The organism is Vibrio owensii (assembly GCF_002021755.1).
Classification (GTDB): domain Bacteria; phylum Pseudomonadota; class Gammaproteobacteria; order Enterobacterales; family Vibrionaceae; genus Vibrio; species Vibrio owensii.
In genome coordinates this window covers 739683-765595 of the sequence record NZ_CP019960.1, presented here as the reverse complement: position 1 = coordinate 765595, position 25913 = coordinate 739683, and the positions used below count along the sequence as shown (strand labels likewise).

Sequence of the window (25913 nt, the reverse complement as noted above, 5' to 3'; positions counted from 1 at the left end):
TTAATTCATGTTTACACGAAGACGGTAACTGTAATGAACAAACGTAACCTTGCCCTACTTCTTCTCCTATTCGGCGCAACCTCTGCGCACGCAGGTGTTTTGGACCCAGACTGTGATGCAGAAAAAGCAGCTAAAGCAACAGCCACTAAAGCGGTTGTGGGTGTCGGTGGTCGATGCACACCAAAAGAAGCCTTAAAAGACACGACGGTAGAAGCTGGTAAAGAAGCACTACCAGACGAAGGGCTTGCTGGGAAAGCCGTTGATGCGGCCATGCCAGAGAAAGAAAAGAAACCAATTAAAAACACAACCAAGAAGATCATTACAGATTAATCTCAGCCTGATGTGAATCGATTTGTGAATATTGGCTTGAAGTGACTATCGGTATAAAGTGACCATTAGTTTAAAGTAAATAAAAAGAGCGTCCATCTGGGCGCTCTTTTGTTTTTCGTTCGCGATGCTTAAGCCGTTTCGGCCTGACCAATCCAGTGATAATGATGGTTGGCTTTCTTACCGACTAAGCCAAGTTCGGCCAGTTCTTCAAACACTTTGTCGACTTCTTCTGCCGAGAGCCTGAACTGCTTCGCCACCGCTTTTTTGGTGCAAGTAATTTGGTGACCTTTTAACGCATCACTCACCTGCTCTAATAACGTTTTTGGCTCTTCTGGTTCAAGCTCTTGTTGCGCTTCAGGCTCCGCTTCTTCTTTGATGTGAGGTAGGTACCCCGCAGGCTCTGGCTCAATATCTCGGACGTTTGCGAGCGTTATACCATCGTTACGACGGAAGAAATGACGGAAGCGATTCTCTTCACCAATCAAGCCCACAAAGAAAGCAGCAAAGAAATCCAACAAGATAGATAAGAACACCACCAAGCCCAACTGCGCTTGAGAAGAAGTCGTTCCAAATGCTTTCGCTAAGCTGTCGATCAGGCCAATCACCGAGCCTTGCGCCACTGGCGGTAAGCTATCTCGCTCTGTTGCTAAACGTTGCTGCTCTTCACGTAGCTTTTTGTTCTGCTCTTGAATGCGCGTTACGCCAGTCGCGATACGCTCCATCTCGATGTACTTTTGCGCCGCCATGTTGTTCAGTTCAATCTGCTTATCGATTGACGCAATCTGACGGTTGTACGCTTCCACTTTCGCTTGTTCTACCGAGATATGACTTTGGGCACTGTTGGTCGCACTGTTGATGCCACCGATACTGCCGCCAATAGAAATAGCAGCAAGCACCAAATAGAACACTAACGCCGTTAGGGCTCCTGTGTAGTTTCTGTGCGCGCGACGCTCACCGTATTCATACCAAGCGTAAAACTTGCCCGCTTCAAAGATGATGGCCAGACCGCCAAATAGCGCCTGCATCATTGGGTTTTCGTCAATCGACAAAAACAGTAAAAGAGAAAAAATAGTCGATGCTAAAATCGCAGCGCCAGTAAACGCGTACACGCTCACCATAGCAAATCGACCTTTAGGATATCGATATCCGATCTGTTGTTCGTATTTCATTGGAGAAATTTCTTAAGATTCCGCAGCCCTTATATGACGGGCGCTTCAAGCAACTACAAAGGTGCGGAGAATACCGTATCCTTTATTAAATTACTGTCATAATTCCGTTAATGGAAAACAAGTGAGGAATAGATAATCAGTTTGAATTGAATCAGTGCGATTCTAGCACGCAAAATCACCAGCTCAATTTGCGACATTCAGCGCACCAATAGGTTTGAAAGCTTTCCGAACGATAAATCTTTGCGATATGTGTTCTCAGAATAAAAAACCGCAAAACAAATAAAACACACTCACATCACCTTTTTATAAACTCACGATTACAATTTGATGTTCGTTTGTTACTATCCTGCGCCGAAACATAGTCTTACAGCCAATTAGCGTATCTCCGCTTCATAATAAAAAGTCGTATGGACACACTCAGAACACAGCATGGAAAGAAAGCGATAAGCGCAGTCATGATCATCATCGCTGTGCTGTTTCAGCTGTACCTAACGTCGACTGCGGCACTGAACCCTACGCAAATCCACAGCGAAAATTGGCTAAACCAAGTTCAAGATGAAAAGGTGTTGCTGTGTACCGCTGATGGCTTTAAATGGGTGGATATTAACGAACTGATTGAAGCCAACGCACTGCCCAATTCTGAATTTGTTCAAGATCTTAACCTGCACGATGGCTTTCAGTTTGAATGTCCATTATTACAAGCGGCGCAATTCTTTATCGCTATCGCGTTCGGTCTGTATCTGACTACGCTCTCTTGGTTAAGACGCACCAAGCACGTTTTCACTCCCTATCATTTCGCAGCTTGCGGAAGAAAAGTTTACAAATACGTAGCGCCCAAGCAATCTCCGCCTTGTGTTTTCCACACCTAAATACTCAACGAAGTAGTCGGTAAATAAACATAACGTATTAATCCTATCGAAGAACCGATAGAGAACAGCCAGATTTAAAAAGGAAAACACAAATGATCAAACTGATGAAAACCACAACCATCGCTCTTGTCGCTTTATTGGCAAGCCCACTCAGCCTTGCTCACGAATACGAAGCAGGCAAGATTCACATCGATCATCCTTGGAGCCGTGAAGCGCCACCAAATGCGCCAGTAATTGGCGGTTTCTTCCAGCTAAGTAACCTAGGTGACGCCGATGACGCGCTGATCGCGGCTTCAACACCGATTGCTGACCGTGTGGAGATTCATACTCACACGAAAGAAGACGGCATGATGAAGATGATTAAGATTGATGAAGTTGTGGTAGAACCTCAGCAAAAAGTGGAATTCAAGCCAGGCAGCTTCCATCTCATGATCTTCAACCCAACCCAAACGCTAAAAGAAGGCGACCGCTTCCCTGTAACTTTGACGTTCAAAAAAACAGGTAAAGTGGAAGTAGAAATGGCGGTTGAGAAGAAAGACCACATAGAAAAGCACACGCACCATCATTAATCGCTTAGACGAAAAGAGCCCGATACTTCAGCGGGCTCTTTTTCTTTTGGTACCTATGATTCTAGTCGTGTGCACCTTTGGTTGTACTGATGTGCACTTTAGAGATTCCCTACTCGCTCGTTCCTCGCTCTAGGGAATGACCCTATTTAGTCTTCTGTCAAAGTTTGAGTGGCTTAGTACAACACATCAGCCAAACTCCAGCCTCGTCATTCCGACGAGCCTAGGCGAGATCAGGAATCTAATAACAGCTAACTCAGTCTTACTTAAAGCAAACCTCTGCCCAGCGCGCTAGACCAGCAGTGACCGAACCAAAGTAGTTGCCACTCACCACTGGAATGTTTGGCAATACTGTCTGCACTGCATCACGCAAAATAGGTGAACGTGCTGAACCGCCTGTCATAAAGATCGCATCCGGTTTCACGCCCGCTTGCTCTACCGCTTCGGTAACCAAAGCCGTCATCTTATTCTTCGGTGATTCAATCGCTTCGATCATCTCATCACGTTGAACATCAACTTCAATCAACTCAGACAACAAGTTAATGCCCGCACGATAAGACGCTTGGTCAGACAACGCGACTTTGGCTTCTTCTGCGCGACGCACGATGTTGTAGCCCAGTGACTCGTGGTAAACCTCTAACAAACGAGCCAACTTCTCAGGCTCTTGCGCTTGCTTGTGCAGCAGTTTCAACGCCGATAAGTTTTCACGTGAGTAGAAATCGCTCTGCGCTTCTACATTGTTGATCGCAATTGGGTTCCAGAACTGCGTGGTTGGCATCATGATGCCCGATTCCATCTTGCTCTCCATACCGAATGGGAACATCAGTTGTTTGAACGCCAAGGCGATATCCAAATCGTTACCACCAATACGCTGACCACTGTGCGCCAACAGACTTGCGGTACGGTCGGCTTTACCTCGCCAAGATGGCCCCATCTGAATCAAAGAACAGTCTGTCGTACCACCACCGATATCGACCACTAGTATGGTTTTATCTTCGGTTAGCGTTGCTTCGTATTCCAGACCTGCGGCTACCGGTTCAAATTGGAATTCGATGTTCTGAAAACCAGCGCGTTTTGCTGCTCTTAAAAGAATGCCTTCCGCTTGAATGTTCGCCGTCTCACCGCCACGACCGTGGAAGTTGATCGGACGACCAATCACCGCATCAGTGATAATTTGCTGCGCACTGTTCTCTGCTTGCGCTTTGATGTTGTCCATCATGGCGCAAACCAGATCTTCAAAGAAACTCAGCTGAACATCACGCAGGCCAGAAGCACCGAGGAAAGACTTTGGAGACTTCACATAATAGATATCGCGAGGATCTTCCAAGTAGCGATTCAATGCCGCTTGACCAAACGCCATGTCTTCTGGCTCAAGTTCAATGCTTTCTTCACGATTAAGATTGATCGCGCGACGCAAAACCTGTTCACCAACCTGATCGAAAGGTTTGATGCTGCGATGGCGGAACAAATGTTCAGACACCGACTCACGAGTTGGTGCAGCAAGGGTGGAAGGAATGTAAGGGCTATTCCCTTCAAGGTTTAAAAGTTGCGGTTCACCTTGTTCCATTTTCGCCACCGAACAGTTCGCGGTGCCGTAGTCAAAGCCGATATACATAAGTCCTCCCACTGACGAAAAAAAGGTCGGCAATCCTACCTCAACCTCAGTGGAATTACTACCGCAACTCAATGAAATAAGTGGCGCTTACTCTTTCTCGGCAGGTTCTTTCTTCATTGATGGCAACACAACCGCAAGCAACAACGCCAACAGCAGAAATACCGGAGTGAGCGTAAGCCCATGCCAAATAGAGTATCCATCGTGGAACAACCAGAAAATGCCGACAGTCAGCAGGTAGGCAAAGTAACTGCAGAACACCAAACTAATCGCAACGAAGCGCGTACGATTGATGATTAAGATTCGCACCAAATACTGGCTCATGATCCCCGCGCAGTGTACCGCCATTTGCCAATTAATGATGAAACAAGCCAGTGCGACAAACCCAGAGATCACCAAGGCATCGTGCGTGTTGAGAATGAAGTAGCTGCCAAAGCGACTGATGATGACGGAATAATCGCCCTCATACACTATCGACCATGATATGGCGTTTGCCGCAGCGACAAAATTGGCGAAATATGCGATGGCATAAAAGGTGGTTTGAGAACTGAATGGCTGAAATACCTCGGAGCAATAGCCCTGCCATTCTTTTTGATTTGACGTCGGTCCGACCCAATTACGTTTTTTATTCGGCACTCGCTCTGCAAACGCAGGACCGTTACGAAACAACAACCAGAAAATATACAGCGCAAGTGCTACTAAGAGTATTGTAAGCATACCCTTTCCCCTCCAGAAATGTCCTTTTCCACTGCCAATGGCGTTGGGGTCGTAAACTGCACTTCCCTGTTTTTGTGCTTAATCTTATTTTAACGCATTGTTAAACATCATAAATATAATCAAAACGGCAGTGACGACTTTATCACTACCGTTATTAAGGTTTAGCACACGATGGACGGAATTGCTGAATCTGGATAGACCAAACAGGAGGGAAAGAAACGCTCTACCCAAACGAATTATGCTTCGAGCTTTTCTTCAAATACGCCAAGCTCACGACCTAACCAAATCGCACGCTCGGTATGATCACGCAGCTCGTTGTCACTGACTGGATGAATCAAAACCGAAAAACCGCCACGAATGGTATCAAGCCATGCGATAAACTCATCACTTATCGATTCAACATGCAGCTCAAACATCGGCATCTTATGTGGACCAACCAACTTGCACACTAAAGGGAAAACGCGCAAGACATCTTGGCGTTCTTGACGAATGATCTCATTCAAGGCTTGAGCTTTATCCTGCTGCTGAAGCGGGAAGTAAACATGAATGTGGTACATAACTTCTCCATGCGTATCACTGACTTTCATTAGTCGCCACACTACCTGCATTCAACTATCGAGGGAAGCGACAAATTCAAATCTATCGTCAAAGCGTGACGGAGAGATTAACGTGATACTGGATCTGCGCGGATATGGTTGATAAATCACTCAACCTGTCGAATTTTACAGCATAATTTTATTACAAATTTCCTGTCAAACTCAGTGATTCCCTTCAACTTCGAAAACGTACAATTCAAGAAAGCAGTGTTTTATCCTAGAAAAGTACGGTGTAAGCGAAACTTTACTGTGGGTTACAACTCAAATTAAAGCATAATTTAACAATTTGTTTACACTTACTGTATCTGGTTATACCAAGATTCATCACTGGATTAGGCGGTGTAAACAGCAGTAATAAATGACGCCTTGTGTTTTACCAGAACACACTTTTGTTAGAGAGACGAGCACCAAAAGCGTCGATAACTATCAAAGAAACTGCAATCCTAGGTATAACCTTTTGCGCTGATATCAAAGCCTGAGTACCCATACAGGCTGAGATCGAAACAATGAGCAGCTGCAGTCCAAAAGACCCGCAGCGTCAAAAGGAGCTTGAGATGAACGTTCAGGCATTACCCATGCATCGGTTTATCGACCATGATGGGAACCTCGTCAGCCAACTACCCAACTGGGCTGATCTCGAAACCTTGGTCGGGTTTTACCAAGACATGGTATTAACTCGCACCTACGATAACAAAGCCGTTGCCCTGCAACGCACTGGTAAATTAGGCACCTACCCATCACACCTTGGCTCGGAAGCCGTTGGGATAGCGGTAGGCAGAGCGCTGAAAGCCAGTGATGTGTTTGTTCCTTATTATCGCGATATGCCAGCCATGTGGTGTCGTGGTATAGGAATGGAAAAGAACCTGCAATACTGGGGAGGCGATGAGCGCGGCAGCGACTTCGCTCCTGAAGGCAGCCCTTTTCCGAGCAAAGACCTCCCCTTCTGTGTCCCAATCGCAACTCAGTGTACCCATGCCGTTGGTGTTGCGGCAGCACTGAAAATCCAAGGCAATCACGATGCGGCTTTGGTGATGTGCGGCGATGGCGGCACTTCCAAAGGCGACTTCCTTGAATCCATTAACTGTGCGGGCGCATGGAACATCCCATTAGTCTTTGTGGTGAACAATAACCAATGGGCGATCTCCGTACCGCGCAGTTTGCAATGTGCTGCGGAATTTCTCTCAGAGAAAGCCAAAGGTGCTGGCATCCCCGGTATTTCGGTGGATGGCAACGATGTCGTCGCGGTGTTTGATGCAACAATGACTGCCCTCGAACGAGCCAGAAAAGGCAAAGGCGCAACGTTAATTGAAGCAATAAGTTACCGCCTGAGCGATCACACCACCGCCGACGACGCGACCCGCTATCGAAACGAGGACGAGGTTCAAACGGCTTGGCAATATGAGCCTGTTCGTCGCCTTAAAACCTTTCTCACCAATCAAGGTGTTTGGAGTAACGAGAAAGAACAAGAGTGGCAAGCCCACTGTAAAGAACAAGTTGAACTCGCCGTTGAACGTTATCTCAACATGCCGAATCAAGCGCCTGAAACGGGCTTCGATTTCCTTTATGAATCCCTACCCCAAGAACTTCATGCGCAAAGGGATGATCTAATCAACAAAGCAATGCGAATGCAGGGAGGGAAACATGGCTGAACTCACGTTAGTTGAAGCAGTGAACCTCGCACTGCACCATGAAATGGAACACGATCCGAATGTCATCGTCCTTGGCGAAGATGTGGGTGACAACGGCGGTGTATTTCGCGCCACTGTAGGACTCAAACAAAAATACGGCCTTAAGCGCGTTATCGACACGCCATTGGCCGAAGCACTTATTGGCGGTGTCACTGTCGGGATGGCAACGCAAGGCTTAAGACCTGTCGCAGAGTTTCAATTCCAAGGCTTTGTCTTCCCTGCATTGGAACATTTGATGTGTCACGCGGCACGAATGCGTAACCGTACTCGTGGTCGACTCACCTGCCCTGCAGTGTTCCGCGCGCCCTTTGGTGGCGGTATTCACGCACCAGAACACCACTCCGAGAGTGTCGAAGCATTGTTTGCTCACACCGCAGGTTTTAAGGTTGTGATTCCTTCATCACCGCAACGCGCTTATGGTTTGCTCCTGGCAGCCATTCGTAGCAACGATCCAGTGATGTTCTTTGAGCCAAAACGTATCTATCGCACAGTGAAATCTGAAGTGGTAGATAACGGAGAAGCGCTACCTCTCGACACTTGCTTTACCCTTCGCAAAGGTCGCGACATTACGTTAGTGACTTGGGGAGCGTGTGTTGTCGAATCACTGCAAGCGGCTCAAACGCTGTCCAATCAAGGTATCGAAGTTGAGGTGATTGATTTAGCCAGTATCAAACCCATTGATACCGCGACCATCTTCCGTTCACTTGAGAAAACCGGACGCCTCTTGGTGGTACATGAAGCCAGCAAAACCTGTGGTGTCGGCTCAGAGCTGTTAGCCAGAACCGCAGAACATGCGATGTGCCTACTCAAAGCGCCACCAAAACGCGTCACGGGCATGGACACCATCATGCCGTACTACCGCAACGAAGATTATTACATGATTCAGGAAGAAGACATTGTGCTCGCCGCGCGCGAACTCGTGGAGGATTGGAAATGAAGACGTTTAACTTACCCGATCTCGGCGAAGGTCTCGCTGAGTCAGAAATTGTGAAATGGCATATTAGTGTCGGTGATATGGTCAAGCTCGACCAAGTGGTGCTTACTGTCGAAACCGCAAAGGCGACCGTAGACGTCCCTGCTCCTTATGGCGGCCGTATCGTGAGTCGTCATGGCGAAGAAGGCGATGTAATCAACATTGGTGCTCTACTTCTGGAAATCGATGAAACGGGAGCAGAACAAACCGTCTCCGAGAAAAAACAAACTGCCGATGCAGCAACCGTGGTCGGTAATGTATCCCAACATGCGCACAGCGTGAATGTGGATGATTTCTGGATTGGTGGCGAACACAATCCATCACCTGATAACCTCATCACTGCCCTACCTTCTGCTCGCCTATTAGCGAAAAAACTGGGTGTGGATTTAGATTTGGTCAAAGGCAGCGGTCCGGATGGTTTGATCGTCGATGCCGACATTTACGACGAAGCAGGCAAACAACGTCCCGGTACAGAAGTACTCAAAGGCGCACGCCGAACCATGGTGTCGACCATGGCGGAATCCCATCACAATGTCGCGGCAGTGACCATTACTGAGGAAGCTGTCTTAGATGGCTGGAAGCAAGGTGAAGACATCAGTATTCGTCTGGTCCAAGCGATCGTGCATGCGTGTCAGGAAGAGCCTGCCATGAATGCATGGTTCGATGCCGAAACCATGACGCGTTGTGTCCACAGCACGGTGAATATTGGTATTGCCGTAGACAGTCGACATGGTTTGTACGTGCCGGTTCTGAGACACGCTGATGAGTATGAGCCTCAAGAGGTGCGTCGTTGGTTAGACCAAACTGTACAAGGCATACGTGAACGTAAGATTGGTCGTGAGCAGTTGCAACACGCCACCATTACGCTTTCAAACTTTGGCGCAATTGCAGGCATTTACGCAACACCAGTGGTCACGCCGCCACAAGTCGCGATTGTCGGTGCAGGTCGAATCATTGAGAAGGTTGTAATTCGAGACGGACAAGCTTTAGCAGTGAAAGCCATGCCGCTGTCGATTACGTTTGACCACCGAGCATGTACCGGCGGTGAAGCAGCAAGGTTCACAAAAGTGCTGGCAGAGCACCTAAGAAAACCAAGTGTTTAGAAAGTGTTTGCTATGAACAATAAAGGGCTTCTTATTGGAAGCCCTTTGTTTTGAGAGTGAATTTAAAGAGAGATTCCCTACTCGTTCATTCTTCACTCTAGGGAATGACGCAGTTTGGTCTGCACTCAACAAATAGCGCCGTAAAAACCTAACATTTAAAGGAAATTCCAACGCGTCATTCCAGCAAGCCTAAGCGCGACTAGGAATCTAATGGCAAAGTGCACTGAAGGGCTTTCATAGCGATATACCAACCGTGCACTTTGACAACAGATTGTGAATCACGCTCGTTCCTCGCTGTTCAGAATGACGATTTAAAGTAGTGAGCAAGAAGAGATTCCCTACTCGTTCATTCTTCACTCTAGGGAATGACGCTGTTTGGTTTGCACTCAACAAGAATCGCCTCAAGAGTCTGATTTTCATAAGGAAACTCTAGCGCGTCATTCCAGCAAGCCTAAGCGCGACTAGGAATCTAATGACAACCAAAGCTGAAGCAACTTCATAGACATAAACCCACAGCGCACTTTGATAGCAGATTCTGAATCACGCTCGTTCCTCGCTGTTCAGAATGACGACTTAAAATAGTGAGCAAGAATAAGATTCTCTACTCCCTCATTCTTCGCTCTATGGAATGAGGCGGTTTGGTTTGCACTCAGCAAAAAGCGACTTAAGAATTTGACTCTTAGCAAGAAACTCTAGCGCGTCATTCCAGCAAGCCTAGGCGCGACTAGGAATCTAATGACAACCAAAGCTGAAGCAACTTCATAGACATAAACCCACAGCGCACTTTGATAGCAGATTCTGAATCACGCTCGTTCCTAGCTGTTCAGAATGACGACTTAAAGTAGCGAGCATGAAGGGATTCCCTACTCGCTCATTCTTCGTTCTAGGGAATGACGCCCGACAAATACCGAACTTACACCTTCTCCAGCAACTCCGGCATAATCTCAAACAGGTCACCTACCAAACCATAGTCTGCGACTTGGAAGATTGGCGCTTCTGGATCACTGTTGATCGCCACAATCACCTTAGAATCCTTCATCCCAGCCAAATGCTGAATCGCCCCGGAAATACCCACGGCAATGTACAGTTGAGGCGCGACAATCTTACCCGTTTGCCCAACTTGCAAATCGTTAGAAACAAAGCCTGCGTCTACCGCAGCGCGTGATGCACCAATTGCGCCACCAAGCTTGTCGGCAAGTTGTTCCACCAGTGCGAAATTCTCTTTGCTGCCTAACCCACGACCACCAGAGACAACAACGTTTGCCGCCGGTAGTTCTGGTCTTTCGCTTTCCGCTTTTTGCTGTGAAACAAACTCACTGTGCTCTGCCTTAATGACCGTTTCTAACGTCACGACATTCTCAACTACTGATGAATCAGACACAGCAACTGCGTCAAACGCTGAACTTCGAATCGTCATCACTTTGGTTGTATCGTCCGAACGAACTCTGGCTAACGCATTACCGGCATAGATGGGGCGAACAACCGTATCGAGCGATTCAATTGCAATCACATCTGACAACTGCCCAACATCCAATAAGGCAGCGACTCGGGGCATCAAGTTCTTACCGAAGGTACTCGCGGGAGCAAGGATATGCGAATAATCCCGACCAACTTCGGCAATCAAGGTAGACAGATTTTCTGCCAATGCATGTTGATATTCGGCAGCATCAATCGCAACGATCTGCGAGATACCTTGCACACACTTCAACTCATTCAATACTGAGTTGAACTGGTGTCCGACTAACAAGGCGGTGACCGGCAAAGAGGCACCGTTTTGTTTAATTTGAGAAGCCGCGCTCAACGCACGTAATGTATCGACTGAAAGTGATTGGTTGTCGTGCTCCACCACGACCAAGGTTGCTAACGGTTTGTTTTCCATGGTTATGCCTCCTAAATCACTTTCGCTTCATTTTTGAGCTTGTCGACTAACTCGCTCACACTGCCAACCATCTCACCGGCTTTACGAGCAGGCGGCGTCATGACTTCCAGTACTTGCTGAGAGCGCTCAACACTCACACCAAAGAAGTCTGGCGTCATCACCGATAGCGGCTTCTTCTTCGCTTTCATGATATTCGGTAGAGAGGCGTAACGCGGTTCATTCAATCGCAAATCCGTACTGATGATTGCAGGCAGATCCAGTTTGAGCGTCTCTAAGCCACCGTCGATTTCTCGAGTAACCAGAACCGTTTCCCCTTCTACTTTCACTTCCGATGCAAATGTCCCCTGTGGGCGATTCGTTAGTGCTGCCAACATTTGCGCGACTTGGTTGTTATCCGTATCGATTGACTGTTTACCCAGAAGCACCAATTGAGCCTGCTCTTGCTCCATCACAGCTTTGAGTAACTTCGCGACCGCAAGCGGTTCTGGTGACTGTTCAACATCAATATGAATCGCACGATCCGCACCTAATGCGAGCGCTGAGCGCAATTGTTCCTGACAACTTGTGTCACCAATCGACACCACCAACACCTCCTCTGCTACCCCAGCTTCTTTAAGGCGTACTGCCTCTTCCACCGCAATTTCACAGAATGGGTTCATCGTCATTTTCACGTTGTTGGTTTCCACACCGGAACCATCAGATTTCACTCTTACTTTAACGTAAGGGTCAATTACACGTTTAATCGCAACCAGTACTTTCACATTCCCTCCTAGCAGATCGCAAAGCGATACGCGTCCTAGCAATTGGGTCATGCGTAACAAAGATTTGTGTTAAAGCTCTTGCTTTTCATCACCTTGCTAATAAAAAACGCATTGTGACATTGTCACTCAAAATCTTTATCACGCCCTATGACGTTACCATTTGAGCTTAGTTTAGTTTACGTTTACGTCAACTGGACTATAGTTCTTTATACGAGCACTGCGTAATAGAAGAAGCACCTGAAACACAAAGAAAGGTTTCGCATAAAGGAAGCAAGAAGATGGAAAGAGAATGCATGGAATTTGATGTGGTGATTGTTGGCGCCGGACCTGCGGGTTTGAGTGCTGCATGCCGCTTAGCGCAACTCAACCAAAAGCGTGAAGGCGAACCGCTGTCTATTTGTGTGGTAGAGAAAGGTTCAGAAGTTGGTGCACATATCTTATCTGGCGCGGTATTCGAAACGCGTGCATTAGACGAACTCTTTCCTGATTGGCAAAGCATGGGCGCACCGCTTTCCGCCGCTGTAAAAAACGATGCCTTCTTGTACCTAACCACAGAACTTAATCACGTTCGTGTTCCCCACTTTCTTACCCCCAACCCAATGCACAATGATGAAAACAACTACGTCATCAGTTTGGCGAACTTGTGTCGTTGGTTAGCAGAACAAGCAGAATCACTTGGTGTTGAGGTCTATCCCGGTTTCGCCGCATCCACAATTAACTACGATGCATTTGGCGCTGTTACAGGCGTAAATACCAGCGACATGGGTTTGGACAAGAAAGGAGAAGCCAAACCCAACTTTGAAGCCGGTATTGAGCTAAAAGCCAAATACACCGTATTCGCCGAGGGGTGCCGAGGTCATCTTGGTAAAGAACTCATCCAACGATTTGGTTTAGACGATGATAAACAACCGCAACATTATGCACTCGGGCTTAAAGAGATTTGGGAGTTACCTACCGATGCCAAAGATCAATCAGGCAGCGTGATTCACTCTGCTGGGTATCCTCTGAGTGAATCCAACACTACGGGTGGCGGTTTTCTCTATCACATGGAGAACAACCAAATCGCTGTCGGGCTTATTGTCGACTTGAATTACAGTAACCCTTACTTAAGTCCGTTTGACGAATTTCAACGCTTTAAGCACCACCCAGCTATCGAACAACATTTGAAAGGCGCTCAACGCATCGCTTACGGCGCAAGAGCCATTGCAAAAGGTGGGTTGTCTTCTCTGCCGAAACAGCAATTCCCCGGTGGTCTATTGATTGGCTGTGATGCAGGCACCTTAAACGTCGCCAAAATCAAAGGCAGCCATACTGCGATGAAATCCGGTTTATTAGCCGCAGAAGCCATTGCTGAAGCATTCACACAATCCAATTCGGAACCGGATTACCAAACCAAGTTTGAAGATTCATACCTGTATGAAGAACTTAGTGACACACGTAACTTTGGTGCGAACATTCACAAATTCGGCAGCGTGCTGGGCGGCGCACTTTCCACCTTCGAACACAATCTGTGGCAGCCTCTGGTGAAAAAACCAATACCATGGACAATCACTGATCCTTCGCACGATCATGAACAGCTGAAACCAATTGACGAGTGCCAACCTATTCAATACTCGAAACCAGATGGTGTAATCAGCTTCGATAAACCCTCATCAGTATTTTTGTCTAGTACACAACACGAAGAAAATCAGCCTTGCCACTTGCAACTCGCCTATCCTCATATTCCGATTCAAGTCCATTTGAAGAAGTTTGATGAGCCAAGCCAGCGCTACTGCCCTGCTGGCGTGTATGAAGTGGTAGAAGTCGAAGGCGAGCGAATATTCCAAATCAATGCCGCAAACTGCGTGCATTGCAAAACCTGTGACATCAAAGATCCATCGCAAAACATCACATGGAAAGCACCTGAGGGTGGCGGCGGACCAAGCTATCAAAACATGTAGATACGTTAGTATATTGACCGTCTAACAAATGGATAAATAAACCGATTGGCAGAACCTTCTTACTCCTGCCAATCGGCAAAATGATCAAGTAAAAAATCGATAGCTAATCGCGCTCGTAGTGGCAAAAAGTGACGATTCTGATAAACAATCCAGCTGCTGTTACCACTTCCCCAATAGGGCTCTAGGATTGGCACCAAGCGACCAGACGAAATAGCATCGTTGAAACTGCTCTTGGGTAAGTAAGCCACGCCTAACCCTTCCGCACAGGCTTGCAAGACCGTGTGTGCGTTATTGCTCTTCCATCTGCCCTGCACCTTTACGCCATCTAAAGGCTTGCCGTCTTTTTCAAACAACCAAACGTCCTTATTGGCAATAATGCAGCTATGACGCTTGAGTTGCTCGGGGTGCGTTGGTAAACCATGTTCATCGAGATAACGCTGACTGGCTGCCGCTGCCATGGGACGATCCACCAACTTTCTCGCAACCAAGCCTGAATCACTCAACCTGCCGTAACGAATGGCAAAATCGAAACCATCTTCAATAAAGTTGACCATGCTGGTATTGAAGTTGATCTCTACCGTGAGATTAGGATGTTGCTTGGCAAACGCCATCAAGGCAGGCGCTACATGGTTCTCAGAAAACGCACCAGCGGCGCTCACGCGTAACGTACCACTCAATTGAGTTTGCTGCGTGGTGAGCTGTTCATTGGCTTGCTGAAGCCCAATCACCAACTCTTTACACTGTTGATAATACGCTTGCCCCGCTTCCGTTAGACTCACCATTCTTGTCGAACGTGCTAACAAAGCGACACCTAATCGCTCTTCTAGTCTTGTGACTTGGCGACTGACGTGACTGGTACTGCAACCTAACTGTTTTGCCGCTGCAGAAAACCCTAAGCTCTCAGCAACCGTAACAAACTCATTGATGCCTTCAAAACTGTCCATACTTACCTTTGCTATATAGCAATAATGTTTTGCCAATTAATCGTATTATCACTTATTTGTTTAGCAATTAGTATGAAGGTGTTCAACAAATATACGTAAGCCAAAAAGGAAACCATCATGAAGAAAGTACTCATCATTGTGACGAACCATGCGACCCTTGGTGAAACTGACCAAGCAAACGGAACTTACGCGCCAGAGCTCACTCATGCCCTTAGCGAATTACTGGGTGCAGGCTTCGATTACGACATTGCCTCTATCAAAGGCGGGCAAGCACCACTGTACGGAACCGACATCGAAGGCGACGCAGTAAACGAGAAAATCTTGGCAGGTGATGATTTCCAGAATCGCATCAACAACACGATTCCAGTGTCACAAATCAACGGTGACAACTACGATGCGATCTTCTATCCGGGTGGTTTTGGTCTTCTTTCAGACCTAGCGAGCAACGAAGATTTTGCCAAGATTTCTGCAAAACACTATGAAGATGGCGGTATTGTGGCAGCAGTTTGTCATGGTCCGGGCGCTCTTCTCCCTATCACGCTTAACAATGGCGAGAAGCTACTTGCGTCTAAATCAGTAACAGGCTTCACTCGCGAAGAAGAAATCGACTTCGGCACTATCAACGACATCCCATTCCTATTGGAAGAGTCTCTTGCTCGTGGCGCAGCGCGTTATTCCAAAGTGCAACCATGGCAAGAGCTTGTGATTGTGGATGACCGAGTTATCACAGGTCAAAACCCAACGAGCGCACACGGTGTAGGTAAAGCAATCGTGGATCTATTGAGCTAGTCCCTAGACACTCTGCCCACGAAGAACAAAGGAAAGCCGCATTCATGTCGCTTTCCTTTTTGTTTGTCGTCTATTTCACTATTCAGCCAAGACCGTTCAGTTCCCTCACCCCTTCCCAATACAATAACGAGTGATGCCTCGCAAAACTTGAGTTACTTCAAACTCATCCGCTTGTATTTCTTTGATTCATTGAAACTCACCAAAGATTGAATCAAGGTAAGTTAACAATTCAATAACAACAAGTCAGGACGACAATGAATAATGAATTAGTACTGAAAACGCCTGATGCGCTCTCCATCCATGCCAGAGTTTTCCGTCCAGAAAGCGAGGTAAAAGCCGGCATCATCATCAACGCAGCTACCGCAGTTAAGCAAAGTTATTATCAACGTTTTGCTCAATTCCTCGCGCAAAATGGTTATTTGGTGGTGACCTATGACTATCGCGGTATTGGTCAATCCGCCATTCAAGATACGCGCGATCCCCGCTTAACAATGCAAGCATGGGGAGAAAAGGACTTGGCTACCGTCATTGATTGGGCGACAACCCATCACCCTGCACTCGATTGGCATTGTATTGGGCACAGCGTTGGCGGTCAGATCTTAGGTTTAGCGACAAACAACACGGTATTTAAAAGCGTTTACTGTGTTTCCTCTCAAAGCGGATATTGGGCAAATTGGGAAGGTATTGCTAAACCGCGCATGTTTGCCATGTGGTATTTCGCCGTTCCAGTGTTATCAACGCTGTTTGGCAAAGTTCCCGGAGTCTTTCTTGGCGGCGAAGCTCTCCCTGAATGCATTGCCAAACAATGGGCATACTGGGGACGCGATCCGCACTACATCATTGATGAAAACGGCACGCCAATCCGCGAAAATTTCGAGAAAATGACTTGTGATATTAAGTTCAAACTGATTGATGATGATATGGACTTTGCACCGCCGAAATCCGTCCACCAGCTTGCCAGCTTTTACAGCAACGCGAACGTCGAAATAGAGACAGTGAAAACAAAACAACTGGGCACCAAAGTTGGACACTTTGGCTTCTTCCGTAAGAAACATGAAGACGATCTCTGGTTAGATGCTCTAGCTTGGCTGAACAACCAATATCCGAGTGAGGTAGAGTCGGTGGCGTAATTCGATATTATCGCCATTCCTCATCAATTCCGGATATAATGCCGCCCTTGTTCCAGCTGATGAATCATGACAATGCGAAAATACTACGTAACTGAAGGCGACACGACGTCTAAGAAAGAGAAAATTGCCTACCCAAAACTGGCGCTATGTGACCAATGTGTGGGTAGTTATGTTGTGATCAGTGAAGGCGAACGCACGTACGAAGAGTGCGCTAAATGCGGTGCGGACGATTAACGCTAACGCGATAAGTTAATTTACGAGGCAGGTTTGAATCTCTGCCTCATATTACTCTCCCAGAGTTGACTCTTCGCGCAATAAAATACAGCCTTTATAATCCATCAGCCCCTGTGTGACGTGCACTTCACCTTGTTTTGAAACAACCACTGCCTCGATACCCGGTTGCTGATTTAAGTAAGACATCGATTCTTCTACGCTTGATAAAAAGCCTGCGGTACTCCAAATTTCACCATCGACAGACAGGCGAGAGATAATAGTCAAACTGGCGATATCGGTTGAGATTGGCATCCCCGTTTTGGCATCCAACAAGTGATGATAACGCTGCCCGTTTGATTCAAAAAATCGCTCATTGATACCCGATGTCACCATCGACATGCCTTGTAAAGGTACGACGCGAAGGACGTCACCACGCTCTGATAATGGGTTCTGAATGCCCACATTCCATGCTTTGTTGCTGTTATCTGGCGAATGACCGATGGACAGTACGTTCCCACCCAAACTGATAAAACCGCTTTGTACGCCTGCTTCAACCAGTTTGTTCTTTACCTGATCAGCGAAGTAACCTTTAGCAATCGCGCCCAAGTCTATCTCCATCCCCTTCTGACTTAAGAACACCGAGTGGTCATCTTCATTCAAAATGATCTTGGTAGGATCAACCAAGGATAACTTGTCTGTAATCACGTCATGAGACGGCACTTTGGCATCTTTAAAACCAATTCGCCACGCTTTTACTAAAGGGCCAATAGCAACGTTAAAAGGGTTTCTTGTGTCTTCACTGTGTTGTTTAGCAAGCTTAATCAGGTCAAATAGATCATTCGCTACCACCACAGGCGCAATGCCCGCATTTTGGTTGACGCACATCAGCTCAGAGTCGGATTGATTGACCGTAAATCGCTCTGCGTAATCAGCGAGTTGCGCATAGGCTTCTCTGATCAGTTGCTCACCGTTCGAGTGATACACCACCACATCGATAAAGGTGCCCATCATCTGAAATCTGGCGCTGTATTTATTGGTGCTCATCGATTTCTCCAAACACTAAATACGGAAAAAGAGGGAAGCATCACTCCCCTCTTATTGATTACTTATCTTGCTCTGTTTCGCTCTTGAATGAGTGCTTAAACAAGATCAGATGCACTCTCACCAGCGATGCGACCATAAGTGAAGATGTCGATCAGCGCGTTACCTCCGAGACGGTTACCCGCGTGGATGCCTCCCGTTACTTCGCCCGCTGCGTACAGACCTTGAATAACTTCGCCGTCTTTACCAATCACTCGCGCCTTAGTATCAATCTTCAAGCCGCCCATTGTATGGTGAACCGAAGGCTGACGTGGCGTTGCGTAGAACGGTGCTTTTTCCACTTTCAAACCGAATGCACTCTTATGGAACTCAGGATCCTGCCCCGCATCCACACAAGCGTTGTATTGTGCGATGGTGTTAGTTAGCTCTTGCGTCGGAACGCCAATTTTCTCTGCCAACTCTTCTAGCGTGTCAGCTTGAATAATGATGCCTTCTTTGATTTCGCGTTCGATGGTTTCATCTGATGTATTCGCTGCGGTTTGACGAATGTTCTCGTCCGCAATCATGTAAATCAGACCACCGTTATCGAAGAACGCCTCAGAAAGCACGTCACGGCTACCACACTCATCAACAAAGCGCTTACCTTGCTTGTTCACGAATACAAAGTTCTCTGGTGGCACAATCAGACCGGTTAGCAGCGCGCCTGATTTAGGGTCACCAACGGGCATTAGTTGCACAAAGCCCATACCAACTAATTCTGCGCCCGCTTTCTCGCCAATTTCGATGCCGTCACCAACCAATGCCGGTGAGTTTGTGGTCTTGATGTCGTCCGCGATTTCTTTCCAGTATGTGTTGTACTTTTTGATCATCTGAGTGTTTGCGCCGAAACCACCAGAAGCCAGTACCACACCATGATTCACATGAAGGATAAGCTCGGTACCGTCCGCTTGAACCGCTTTGATGCCCACCACTTTACCGTTATCAACCATCAAATCCGTTGCTCGTGTATCTGTAATGATACGACCGTTTTGCTCTTGGATGCGTTTTGATAGTTTGTCGACAAACTCCACACCTTTTGGACGTTTAGGTTTGTGTGCACGACGCCACAAGGCACCAACTGGGATCTCAACAACGCTACGGTCAAAATCAATGCCCTTTTCGCTCAACCAATCAATAGATTCCATAGAGCGAGATGTTAGGGTTTCAACCAAATCGTATTGACCGTAAATCGATTCACCGTTCAAGTCGGTACGTTTACCACCAAGGTAGGTTTGAATGCGGTGTAATTCGACAGAATCAAACAAGTACTGCTTGCCGTTCTCAAGGTCTGTAAAGTAGCCATCCAGTTGCGCTTTAAGCACTTTGAAATCTTCAAGGTACTCACCCGCAAACTCGGATTCCGCTGTTTTCGCTAGCAGCATCAAGGTTTCTTTTTCGCCAGGAAGTGCTGGGAAATCACCTTGCCATTTTGGTTCTGCCGCGTTCACCCAACCGCCAGTACGCACCGTGTTACCACCGATTGCTGGGAACTTCTCAAGCAAAATAACCGACTTGCCTTTATCTAGCGCCGTTAACGTTGCACTCAAGCCGGCACCGCCGCCACCAACAACCACGATATCCACGGTTTCTTCGATGATTTTCGATGACCATGCCACTGCTTCTTTGGCTTTGCAGCGCAGTGCTTCTGAGTTACCACCCGCTAGATCAACCGCGTTCGATACGCCGTCCAGTACTGCTTGGCTGCTGACTGTCGCGCCTGAAATCACGTCGATGTTCAGTGTTTGACCATCAAGAATTTGTTGAGGAATACGTTCAAACGCTGGGTTTGCGATGCCGTCTGATTCTTTGGAAGAGTCCACCACGATGTCGAGGATTTTATCTTCAGAGAAAGTAACCGTAACCGGCAAGTCACCATTGTGACCGCGACCATACGCCGTGTATTCACCTGAGTTGAATTTGATTGGAACGTTCTGCAGCTCTTTGATGCGTTGGTGCTTCAATGCTTCTGCTGCGCTGTCCACAATCATGTAATCCATGATTTCCCAAAGTGGCGTTGGAATTTGCAGCGCTTCTTGTTGCGCGATGTCCGCGAACTCAGCACAGGTCTCATCGTTAAGCACTTTGTTTGCCCAAGTAGGTTCAACCAAATAACCTTTACCGACACTAACCATGTCGTAACCTTTGTCTAGGGCATTTTCTGCATCTTTGCGCTGAGCAATACCACCAACACCAATCACTGGTACTTTCGCAACACTTTCAGATTGAAGCTTACGGTATTTGTCGATTAGCGGCTCTTGGTCTTCTGGCGTAACGATTGAGTTACGTAACCAGCTACCCATTGAGAAATGGAAGTAATCCAAGCCGTGAGTCGCAAGCTTATCTAGCAGGAACATGGTGTCATCAAAGCGGATGCCCGGTTGTTCAATCTCTTCAGGAGAGAAGCGGTAACCGATGATGAAATCAGATTTGTTATGTTGCTCAGCCACTTGCTTAGTTTTTGCAAGTACAGCTAATGGGAAGGAAGTACGTCTTTCAATGTTGCCACCCCATTTATCATTACGACGGTTTGAGTGTGGCGAGAAGAATTGCTGGATCAGGTATGTGTTTGCGCCGTGAATTTCTACGCCATCGAAGCCAGCAAGAATTGCACGGTTTACTGCATCACCAAAGCGCTCAATCATCTCTTCGATTTGCTCTTTGGTCATCTCAAGTGGTGTTTCAGCGTTGTCACGTAACGCAGCGACAGGACTGGCAGAAATCGGTTGGTGCCCGCCATTGAACTCAGGATTTGCCATACGACCGGCATGGTAAATCTGCAGAATGGCTTTAGAGCCTTTTGCTTTAATCGCATCGGCAAGCTTGGTTAAACCTGCGATTTTGCTGTCGGTGTCAATACCAAGCGCACCAGGGAAAGCACGACCGTAATTCTCTACAAACGCACTCTCGACAATGATCGCCCCTGCATCACCAGAACGTGCCGCGTAGTAATTGATCATCTCTTGCGTTACGCCGCCATCAAAGAATGCAGACTGAATCGTCATCGGTGCCATCACGATGCGATTATGCAGTTTGACCCCTGATTGAAATACAATTTCATCGACTAACTGAGCCATAAATAGTTTCCTTTAACAGATTAATTCTCATATCAAAGGCACCTCCAGTTCGACCAACGCACCACAAGTGTTTTTGATATGAAAACCAATGTCCTCATTCGATAACCACAAAAATATTATTGATTTGACCGTATGAGTAAAATGAATACTTTGCATTTTAGCTATGATTGATGCGCATTAATTAAAGGCTAAGTGGTTTGATTTGAATGGTAAAAACGGCAGGAAATGAAGTGCCAAGCTTTAATGTTTAGTTAAGCGTTAAACCCTGTCTCGTCTGGAATTTGATAGGCAATTTAATCTTCGAGTTTTGGAAAAATGGTGGGAAAATAGAAGTGCCTGGCATCAAATTCGATAGACAAAGAAAAGTACAGAGACTCATAAAAACACCGACTTCTAACAAAATAAAAAATGATTTTTAACGCCGTTTAACGCTCCAAATCCTTTGTCCACCGCAGTTTCATTGTGATTGCTCTACTTTTCTTCCTCTTGCCATTCATAAGAAAAGCGCATCTAAAGCCGAAAAAACAATCAGGTGTACTATGCTTACTTGGCAATTCACTGATCAGCTTTACGGTTAATTCGCATTCTCTTACTCCAAAAGAAATGAACTCTATTTATTGTCCAGGAGGACTCGATGAACAGGATATTGAGACAGTTTCTTGTATTGATGAGCGCGGTCGCGCCTGTCAGTTTGCTAGCAGCAGATAAACCCAACATTTTGGTATTTTGGGGCGACGATGTGGGTGTTTACAACATTAGCGCTTACCACAACGGCATGATGGGTGGTCGTACACCAAACATCGATACCATCGCAAAGGAAGGTGCCATTTTCACTGATGCCTACGCGCAACAAAGCTGTACTGCGGGTCGTGCATCCTTCATTCTTGGTCAGCACCCATTCCGAACCGGTCTTCTTACCATTGGTATGCCAGGCGCAAAGGAAGGGATTCAAGCTAAAGATCCAACTATTGCCGAACTGCTGAAAAACCATGGTTATGTCGCGGGTCAGTTTGGTAAAAACCACTTGGGTGACCAAGACGAACACTTACCGACTAACCACGGCTTTGATGAGTTCTTCGGTAACCTTTACCACTTGAATGCAGAAGAAGAGCCTGAATCAGAGTTCTACCCTAAAGACCCTGAATTCCGTAAAAAATTCGGCCCTCGTGGTGTTCTAAAATCCACAGCAGACGGCAAGATCGAAGATACAGGTCCACTGACTCGTAAACGCATGGAAAACGTAGACCGCGAGTTTATGGAAGCCAGCCTTGCCTTTATGGAAAAAGCCGTAAAAGAAGACAAACCTTTCTTCATCTGGCACAACTCAACTCGTATGCACGTTTGGACTCACCTAAGCGACGAGTACAAAGGCAAATCAGGTTATGGCCTATATGCAGATGGCATGATGGATTTGGATGACCAAGTTGGCGTGATGCTGAAAAAGCTCGACGAGCTTGGCGTCGCTGACAACACCATTGTAATTTTCAGTACCGACAACGGTGCAGAGAAATTCACTTGGCCAGATGGTGGTACAACACCATTTAAAGGCGAGAAAGGTACAACTTGGGAAGGTGGTTTCCGTGTTCCTATGATGGTTCGCTGGCCGGGTCAAATCAAACCGGGTACGGTGATCAACGATATCTTCTCTCAAGAAGACTGGATGCCAACACTGCTTGCTGCTGTTGGTGAACCAGATATCAAAGAGAAACTGCTAAAAGGCCATAAGGCAAACAACAAGACGTTTAAAGCGCACCTAGATGGTTACAACCAGTTGGACCTACTTACCGGTAAATCCGAAACGGGCGCACGTAACGAGATCTTCTACTTTGACGCCGGCGGTCACTTAAATGCACTGCGTTACAAAGATTGGAAAATCCACTTTACGATTATGGAAGGTGCGATTAACGAAGCTTACCGTAAAACGCCTAGCTGGCCGTTGATTGTTAACCTGCGTATGGACCCATTTGAAGTAGGCCCAGACTCTGCACTTTATGTTCGCCACTTCTACGCAGATCAAATGTGGATGTTTGTGCCAGCTCAAGCGATCGTTCGCAAATTCCTCGAAACCTTTAAAGAATTCCCAGCGACAAAAGGCAGTTCTTTGAGTATCGAACAGGTGGTTGATGCAATGACGCAGCCGCAACGGAATTAGTCAAAACGGACTTAAGCACATTTACTCCAGTTAAAAAGCATTAAGCCTACGGAGTACGGATATTATCGCTGGTATCTGTACTCCGTATTTTTATGTTTAAACTTCTACCCCTGCTTCATCTTCTTCTACGGTATCCGTTTCTTGGCTCGCCTCTTCGAGCCATTGCTTTAGAGATTCACTTGCTAGCACCTTCTGTTGGTAAGCTTTGGCACCTTCCGATAACTCGATGCCATAAGTTTGGAAACGCAATGCCACAGGTGCATACATGGCATCCGCTATCGACCATTCTCCAAATAACCAGCCGTTGGGATACAGCTTGGCTTGTTCTGCCCAAATAGCGTCAATACGTGCAATATCTTTACGTGCACCTTCAGTTAAATCGACTTTTCTGCGCGCGCGGATATTCATTGGGAGTTCGTTTCTTAAATCAAAGAAACCCGAGTGCATCTCCGAGGCGATGGCACGTGCTTTAGCCCGTTCTGCGGAGTTGCTTGGCCATGCTTTACCTTGCAGGTATTGCTCGTTTACGTATTCCAAAATCGCTAATGAATCCCACACGGTTGCATCGCCATCCACCAAGGTCGGTACTTTCGCGGTTGGTGTAATATCTTCCAAGGTCTTATAAAAATCTTCCGTGAATAATTTGAGCTTGGTGACTTTCACATCCAGTTTGAATTGAGAAAAGATCAGCCATGCGCGCAGTGACCAGCTTGAGTAGTTTTGGTTAGCAATAAACAGTTTCATGACGCCTCCATGCGGTTCGTGTTTTGAGTACCCATTCACAATATCTGATTGTATTTAAGGGGACTAACGGATAGTTTTGATGGAACACTTAAACAAAAACGATGGATGAGTTTTAGATATGGATATCGATGCGTTGCGCAGCTTTCTTGCTTTTGTCGAAACGGGAAGTTTTACTCGTGCAGCCAAGCAGATCAATCGCACCCAATCAGCGTTCAGTGCACAAATGCGTAAGCTGGAAGACGAACTCAGTGTCAGTTTGTTTGAAAAAGAAGGTCGCAACCTAGTATTGAGTGAAGCAGGATTAGCACTACGCTCTCACGCCGAGCAATTGGTCAGCTTGCACAATCAAGCACTGAAACAAGTGAAACGTTATGAAGACAAGCGCCCTCTTCGCTTAGGTTGCCCAGAAGACTATAACGACAATATCCTGCCTAAAGTCATCCGCGTATTACAGCAATCTGAACCGACATGCTCTATCCTAGTTTTCAGTGAGCCAAGCATCACCTTGAGAGAAAAGCTCGATGAAGGAAAGCTAGACGCCGCTATTGTGACTAGAGCACCGGACAGTGAGGAAGGTTACTGGCTAGCAAGCGACAAAGGCGTGTGGATTGCTCACCCTGACTTTGACATTGATAACGCCCAACCTCTCCCTCTCGCCCTATTCCAAACCGACTGCAAATACCATGCGGCAGCGGTAGACGGATTAACCAAAGGTGGTATCCCTTATCAACTACTGGCGTGTTGCAATACAGCATCGGCACAAAGAGCGATTGTGCGTTCAGGAATGGCAGTCGGCGCCATGGGAAGTATTAGCGTTAGTGAGGATCTTAAGATATTAGACGATATGCCATCACTGCCTTCCGTGGATATTGTGCTGGTCACAGGTGTCGAGCCTCATCCGATACTGGATAAAGAATGCTTGGCGCAATTGGTTGAGTTAATGGCTTAACTGAATTCACTAACCAATCACAAAGTTGAATTCGCCCGTTAATCGCCCGTCGATTCGTATGGTTTCAAACTGTAGATAATCACGGGCTTTACCACCCCACCATTCATCACCAGTATTGCCTTTTAAGTACAACTGAGTGGTCAGCAGCTCTTGGTTGTCCCGCCACAACTTAACGTGAATGTGCGGCGGACGAGAGGCATAAGGCACAGGATACAAAGTCTGGAACAAGTAACCACCATCCGATTGAGTTTCGAATGCGCCAAAGCCTGCAAAGTGAGCATCAAACTTATCATTATGTGGCTGCTTAGGATGATCGTAAATCCCCTGCCCATCGCATTGCCAGATTTCTACTTTGATGCCTGAGACAGGGTTTCCCGATCTATCTACTACTCTGCCTTGCAACACGATAGGTTCACCGACCAATCCTTCTGATTGCAGAATCAAGTTTTGACGTAGAGGAATGTCCACTACTGGATAAAATGGCCCTTCTGTTTGTGCTGGCGTTGGCCTCATTGGTGTTTTCGCTTTTAAAGAGGGTGCGAACAACAATGTCCACAGCGCTAAAAAGTGTCTTCTTTCCATGGTTTCAGCCTTTTCCTTTTATTGTAGTAAGTGTGGCGAAACCTCTTCATTTT

At 46.8% G+C, this 25913-nt stretch carries 23 protein-coding genes; 12 read left to right on the top strand and 11 right to left on the bottom strand.

What is annotated here, in order from left to right:
• The first annotated feature begins 33 nt into the window (after positions 1 to 33).
• On the top strand, positions 34 to 330 hold the full coding sequence (locus A9237_RS19940; RefSeq protein ID WP_005439304.1) for a hypothetical protein: 297 nt from the start codon (positions 34 to 36) through the stop codon (positions 328 to 330).
• Positions 331 to 458: 128 nt separating this feature from the next.
• On the opposite strand, the gene A9237_RS19935 is transcribed toward A9237_RS19940, so the two are convergent.
• The gene (locus tag A9237_RS19935; RefSeq protein ID WP_078609292.1) at positions 459 to 1499 is read right to left on the bottom strand and encodes a Preprotein translocase subunit SecY; all 1041 of its coding nucleotides are present in this window, start codon (positions 1497 to 1499) and stop codon (positions 459 to 461) included.
• Between the two features lie 407 nt (positions 1500 to 1906).
• Here A9237_RS19935 and A9237_RS19930 point away from each other — a divergent pair, with 407 nt between their 5' ends.
• Positions 1907 to 2368 carry a hypothetical protein gene (locus tag A9237_RS19930; protein WP_039985069.1) on the top strand — a complete coding sequence of 154 codons (462 nt, stop codon included), beginning with the start codon at positions 1907 to 1909 and terminating at the stop codon, positions 2366 to 2368.
• Positions 2369 to 2460: 92 nt separating this feature from the next.
• Positions 2461 to 2937, top strand: a complete 477-nt coding sequence (locus A9237_RS19925) for a copper chaperone PCu(A)C (RefSeq protein WP_078609290.1) — start codon at positions 2461 to 2463, stop codon at positions 2935 to 2937.
• A 259-nt stretch (positions 2938 to 3196) separates the two neighbouring features.
• Here the strand turns inward: A9237_RS19925 and yegD are convergent, their stop codons facing one another.
• From yegD to A9237_RS19910, 3 genes are all read right to left on the bottom strand, one after another.
• Positions 3197 to 4549, bottom strand: a complete 1353-nt coding sequence (gene yegD / locus A9237_RS19920; RefSeq protein ID WP_049537613.1) for a molecular chaperone — start codon at positions 4547 to 4549, stop codon at positions 3197 to 3199.
• An 87-nt stretch (positions 4550 to 4636) separates the two neighbouring features.
• Positions 4637 to 5263 carry a hypothetical protein gene (locus tag A9237_RS19915; protein WP_009696323.1) on the bottom strand — a complete coding sequence of 209 codons (627 nt, stop codon included), beginning with the start codon at positions 5261 to 5263 and terminating at the stop codon, positions 4637 to 4639.
• A gap of 236 nt (positions 5264 to 5499) precedes the next feature.
• Complete coding sequence (locus A9237_RS19910) at positions 5500 to 5820, bottom strand: DOPA 4,5-dioxygenase family protein (protein ID WP_005450131.1); 321 nt, start codon at positions 5818 to 5820, stop codon at positions 5500 to 5502.
• A gap of 593 nt (positions 5821 to 6413) precedes the next feature.
• On the opposite strand from A9237_RS19910, the gene pdhA reads away from it, so the two are divergent.
• The 3 genes from pdhA to A9237_RS19895 are packed head-to-tail and all read left to right on the top strand — an operon-like array spanning position 6414 to position 9623.
• Positions 6414 to 7508, top strand: a complete 1095-nt coding sequence (pdhA, locus tag A9237_RS19905) for a pyruvate dehydrogenase (acetyl-transferring) E1 component subunit alpha (protein ID WP_078609288.1) — start codon at positions 6414 to 6416, stop codon at positions 7506 to 7508.
• Positions 7501 to 8484 (top strand): alpha-ketoacid dehydrogenase subunit beta, encoded by a 984-nt coding sequence (locus A9237_RS19900; protein ID WP_009696326.1) that lies wholly within the window; start codon positions 7501 to 7503, stop codon positions 8482 to 8484. Before pdhA ends, A9237_RS19900 begins: the two co-directional genes overlap by 8 nt.
• Complete coding sequence (locus A9237_RS19895; protein WP_078609286.1) at positions 8481 to 9623, top strand: dihydrolipoamide acetyltransferase family protein; 1143 nt, start codon at positions 8481 to 8483, stop codon at positions 9621 to 9623. Before A9237_RS19900 ends, A9237_RS19895 begins: the two co-directional genes overlap by 4 nt.
• A gap of 913 nt (positions 9624 to 10536) precedes the next feature.
• Here the strand turns inward: A9237_RS19895 and A9237_RS19890 are convergent.
• On the bottom strand, positions 10537 to 11502 hold the full coding sequence (locus A9237_RS19890; protein ID WP_078609284.1) for an electron transfer flavoprotein subunit alpha/FixB family protein: 966 nt from the start codon (positions 11500 to 11502) through the stop codon (positions 10537 to 10539).
• Positions 11503 to 11513: 11 nt separating this feature from the next.
• A complete protein-coding gene (locus A9237_RS19885) occupies positions 11514 to 12263 on the bottom strand; it encodes an electron transfer flavoprotein subunit beta/FixA family protein (protein WP_005450138.1) in 750 nt (249 codons plus the stop codon).
• Between the two features lie 278 nt (positions 12264 to 12541).
• On the opposite strand from A9237_RS19885, the gene A9237_RS19880 reads away from it, so the two are divergent.
• A complete protein-coding gene (locus A9237_RS19880) occupies positions 12542 to 14203 on the top strand; it encodes an electron transfer flavoprotein-ubiquinone oxidoreductase (RefSeq protein WP_078609281.1) in 1662 nt (553 codons plus the stop codon).
• Positions 14204 to 14262: 59 nt separating this feature from the next.
• Here the strand turns inward: A9237_RS19880 and A9237_RS19875 are convergent, their stop codons facing one another.
• Positions 14263 to 15147 carry a LysR family transcriptional regulator gene (locus A9237_RS19875; RefSeq protein WP_005388553.1) on the bottom strand — a complete coding sequence of 295 codons (885 nt, stop codon included), beginning with the start codon at positions 15145 to 15147 and terminating at the stop codon, positions 14263 to 14265.
• Positions 15148 to 15264: 117 nt separating this feature from the next.
• On the opposite strand from A9237_RS19875, the gene A9237_RS19870 reads away from it, so the two are divergent.
• The 3 genes from A9237_RS19870 to A9237_RS27225 all read left to right on the top strand — a co-directional run bounded on the left by A9237_RS19870 (position 15265) and on the right by A9237_RS27225 (position 17300).
• Positions 15265 to 15936 carry a type 1 glutamine amidotransferase domain-containing protein gene (locus A9237_RS19870; protein WP_078609279.1) on the top strand — a complete coding sequence of 224 codons (672 nt, stop codon included), beginning with the start codon at positions 15265 to 15267 and terminating at the stop codon, positions 15934 to 15936.
• 254 nt (positions 15937 to 16190) lie between these two features.
• Entirely contained in the window at positions 16191 to 17066 is an 876-nt protein-coding gene (locus tag A9237_RS19865) for an alpha/beta hydrolase family protein (RefSeq protein WP_078609277.1), read from the top strand.
• A gap of 66 nt (positions 17067 to 17132) precedes the next feature.
• Positions 17133 to 17300, top strand: coding sequence for a hypothetical protein (locus A9237_RS27225; protein WP_153303268.1), 168 nt, complete (start codon positions 17133 to 17135; stop codon positions 17298 to 17300).
• A 51-nt stretch (positions 17301 to 17351) separates the two neighbouring features.
• Here A9237_RS27225 and A9237_RS19860 read toward each other — a convergent pair whose 3' ends face one another.
• Entirely contained in the window at positions 17352 to 18323 is a 972-nt protein-coding gene (locus A9237_RS19860) for an FAD:protein FMN transferase (protein WP_078609275.1), read from the bottom strand.
• Positions 18324 to 18418: 95 nt separating this feature from the next.
• The gene (locus A9237_RS19855; protein ID WP_078609272.1) at positions 18419 to 21433 is read right to left on the bottom strand and encodes a flavocytochrome c; all 3015 of its coding nucleotides are present in this window, start codon (positions 21431 to 21433) and stop codon (positions 18419 to 18421) included.
• Between the two features lie 634 nt (positions 21434 to 22067).
• Between A9237_RS19855 and A9237_RS19850 the strand changes: the two genes are divergently transcribed.
• Complete coding sequence (locus A9237_RS19850; protein ID WP_038893683.1) at positions 22068 to 23585, top strand: arylsulfatase; 1518 nt, start codon at positions 22068 to 22070, stop codon at positions 23583 to 23585.
• A gap of 96 nt (positions 23586 to 23681) precedes the next feature.
• On the opposite strand, the gene A9237_RS19845 is transcribed toward A9237_RS19850, so the two are convergent.
• Positions 23682 to 24329: a glutathione S-transferase family protein gene (locus tag A9237_RS19845; protein WP_078609270.1), complete on the bottom strand. Its 648-nt coding sequence runs from the start codon at positions 24327 to 24329 to the stop codon at positions 23682 to 23684.
• Between the two features lie 118 nt (positions 24330 to 24447).
• Between A9237_RS19845 and A9237_RS19840 the strand changes: the two genes are divergently transcribed.
• Positions 24448 to 25278: a LysR family transcriptional regulator gene (locus A9237_RS19840; RefSeq protein ID WP_078609267.1), complete on the top strand. Its 831-nt coding sequence runs from the start codon at positions 24448 to 24450 to the stop codon at positions 25276 to 25278.
• Positions 25279 to 25287: 9 nt separating this feature from the next.
• Here A9237_RS19840 and A9237_RS19835 read toward each other — a convergent pair whose 3' ends face one another.
• The gene (locus tag A9237_RS19835; RefSeq protein WP_078609265.1) at positions 25288 to 25860 is read right to left on the bottom strand and encodes a dioxygenase family protein; all 573 of its coding nucleotides are present in this window, start codon (positions 25858 to 25860) and stop codon (positions 25288 to 25290) included.
• Positions 25861 to 25913: the final 53 nt, after the last annotated feature.

Coding starts and splice junctions, on each gene's coding strand:
- A9237_RS19940 (WP_005439304.1), top strand. CDS start 34: ATGAACAAACGTAACCTTGCCCTACTTCTTCTCCTATTCGGCGCAACC.
- A9237_RS19935 (WP_078609292.1), bottom strand. CDS start 1,499: ATGAAATACGAACAACAGATCGGATATCGATATCCTAAAGGTCGATTT.
- A9237_RS19930 (WP_039985069.1), top strand. CDS start 1,907: ATGGACACACTCAGAACACAGCATGGAAAGAAAGCGATAAGCGCAGTC.
- A9237_RS19925 (WP_078609290.1), top strand. CDS start 2,461: ATGATCAAACTGATGAAAACCACAACCATCGCTCTTGTCGCTTTATTG.
- yegD (WP_049537613.1), bottom strand. CDS start 4,549: ATGTATATCGGCTTTGACTACGGCACCGCGAACTGTTCGGTGGCGAAA.
- A9237_RS19915 (WP_009696323.1), bottom strand. CDS start 5,263: ATGCTTACAATACTCTTAGTAGCACTTGCGCTGTATATTTTCTGGTTG.
- A9237_RS19910 (WP_005450131.1), bottom strand. CDS start 5,820: ATGTACCACATTCATGTTTACTTCCCGCTTCAGCAGCAGGATAAAGCT.
- pdhA (WP_078609288.1), top strand. CDS start 6,414: ATGAACGTTCAGGCATTACCCATGCATCGGTTTATCGACCATGATGGG.
- A9237_RS19900 (WP_009696326.1), top strand. CDS start 7,501: ATGGCTGAACTCACGTTAGTTGAAGCAGTGAACCTCGCACTGCACCAT.
- A9237_RS19895 (WP_078609286.1), top strand. CDS start 8,481: ATGAAGACGTTTAACTTACCCGATCTCGGCGAAGGTCTCGCTGAGTCA.
- A9237_RS19890 (WP_078609284.1), bottom strand. CDS start 11,502: ATGGAAAACAAACCGTTAGCAACCTTGGTCGTGGTGGAGCACGACAAC.
- A9237_RS19880 (WP_078609281.1), top strand. CDS start 12,542: ATGGAAAGAGAATGCATGGAATTTGATGTGGTGATTGTTGGCGCCGGA.
- A9237_RS19875 (WP_005388553.1), bottom strand. CDS start 15,147: ATGGACAGTTTTGAAGGCATCAATGAGTTTGTTACGGTTGCTGAGAGC.
- A9237_RS19870 (WP_078609279.1), top strand. CDS start 15,265: ATGAAGAAAGTACTCATCATTGTGACGAACCATGCGACCCTTGGTGAA.
- A9237_RS19865 (WP_078609277.1), top strand. CDS start 16,191: ATGAATAATGAATTAGTACTGAAAACGCCTGATGCGCTCTCCATCCAT.
- A9237_RS27225 (WP_153303268.1), top strand. CDS start 17,133: ATGACAATGCGAAAATACTACGTAACTGAAGGCGACACGACGTCTAAG.
- A9237_RS19860 (WP_078609275.1), bottom strand. CDS start 18,323: ATGAGCACCAATAAATACAGCGCCAGATTTCAGATGATGGGCACCTTT.
- A9237_RS19855 (WP_078609272.1), bottom strand. CDS start 21,433: ATGGCTCAGTTAGTCGATGAAATTGTATTTCAATCAGGGGTCAAACTG.
- A9237_RS19850 (WP_038893683.1), top strand. CDS start 22,068: ATGAACAGGATATTGAGACAGTTTCTTGTATTGATGAGCGCGGTCGCG.
- A9237_RS19845 (WP_078609270.1), bottom strand. CDS start 24,329: ATGAAACTGTTTATTGCTAACCAAAACTACTCAAGCTGGTCACTGCGC.
- A9237_RS19840 (WP_078609267.1), top strand. CDS start 24,448: ATGGATATCGATGCGTTGCGCAGCTTTCTTGCTTTTGTCGAAACGGGA.
- A9237_RS19835 (WP_078609265.1), bottom strand. CDS start 25,860: ATGGAAAGAAGACACTTTTTAGCGCTGTGGACATTGTTGTTCGCACCC.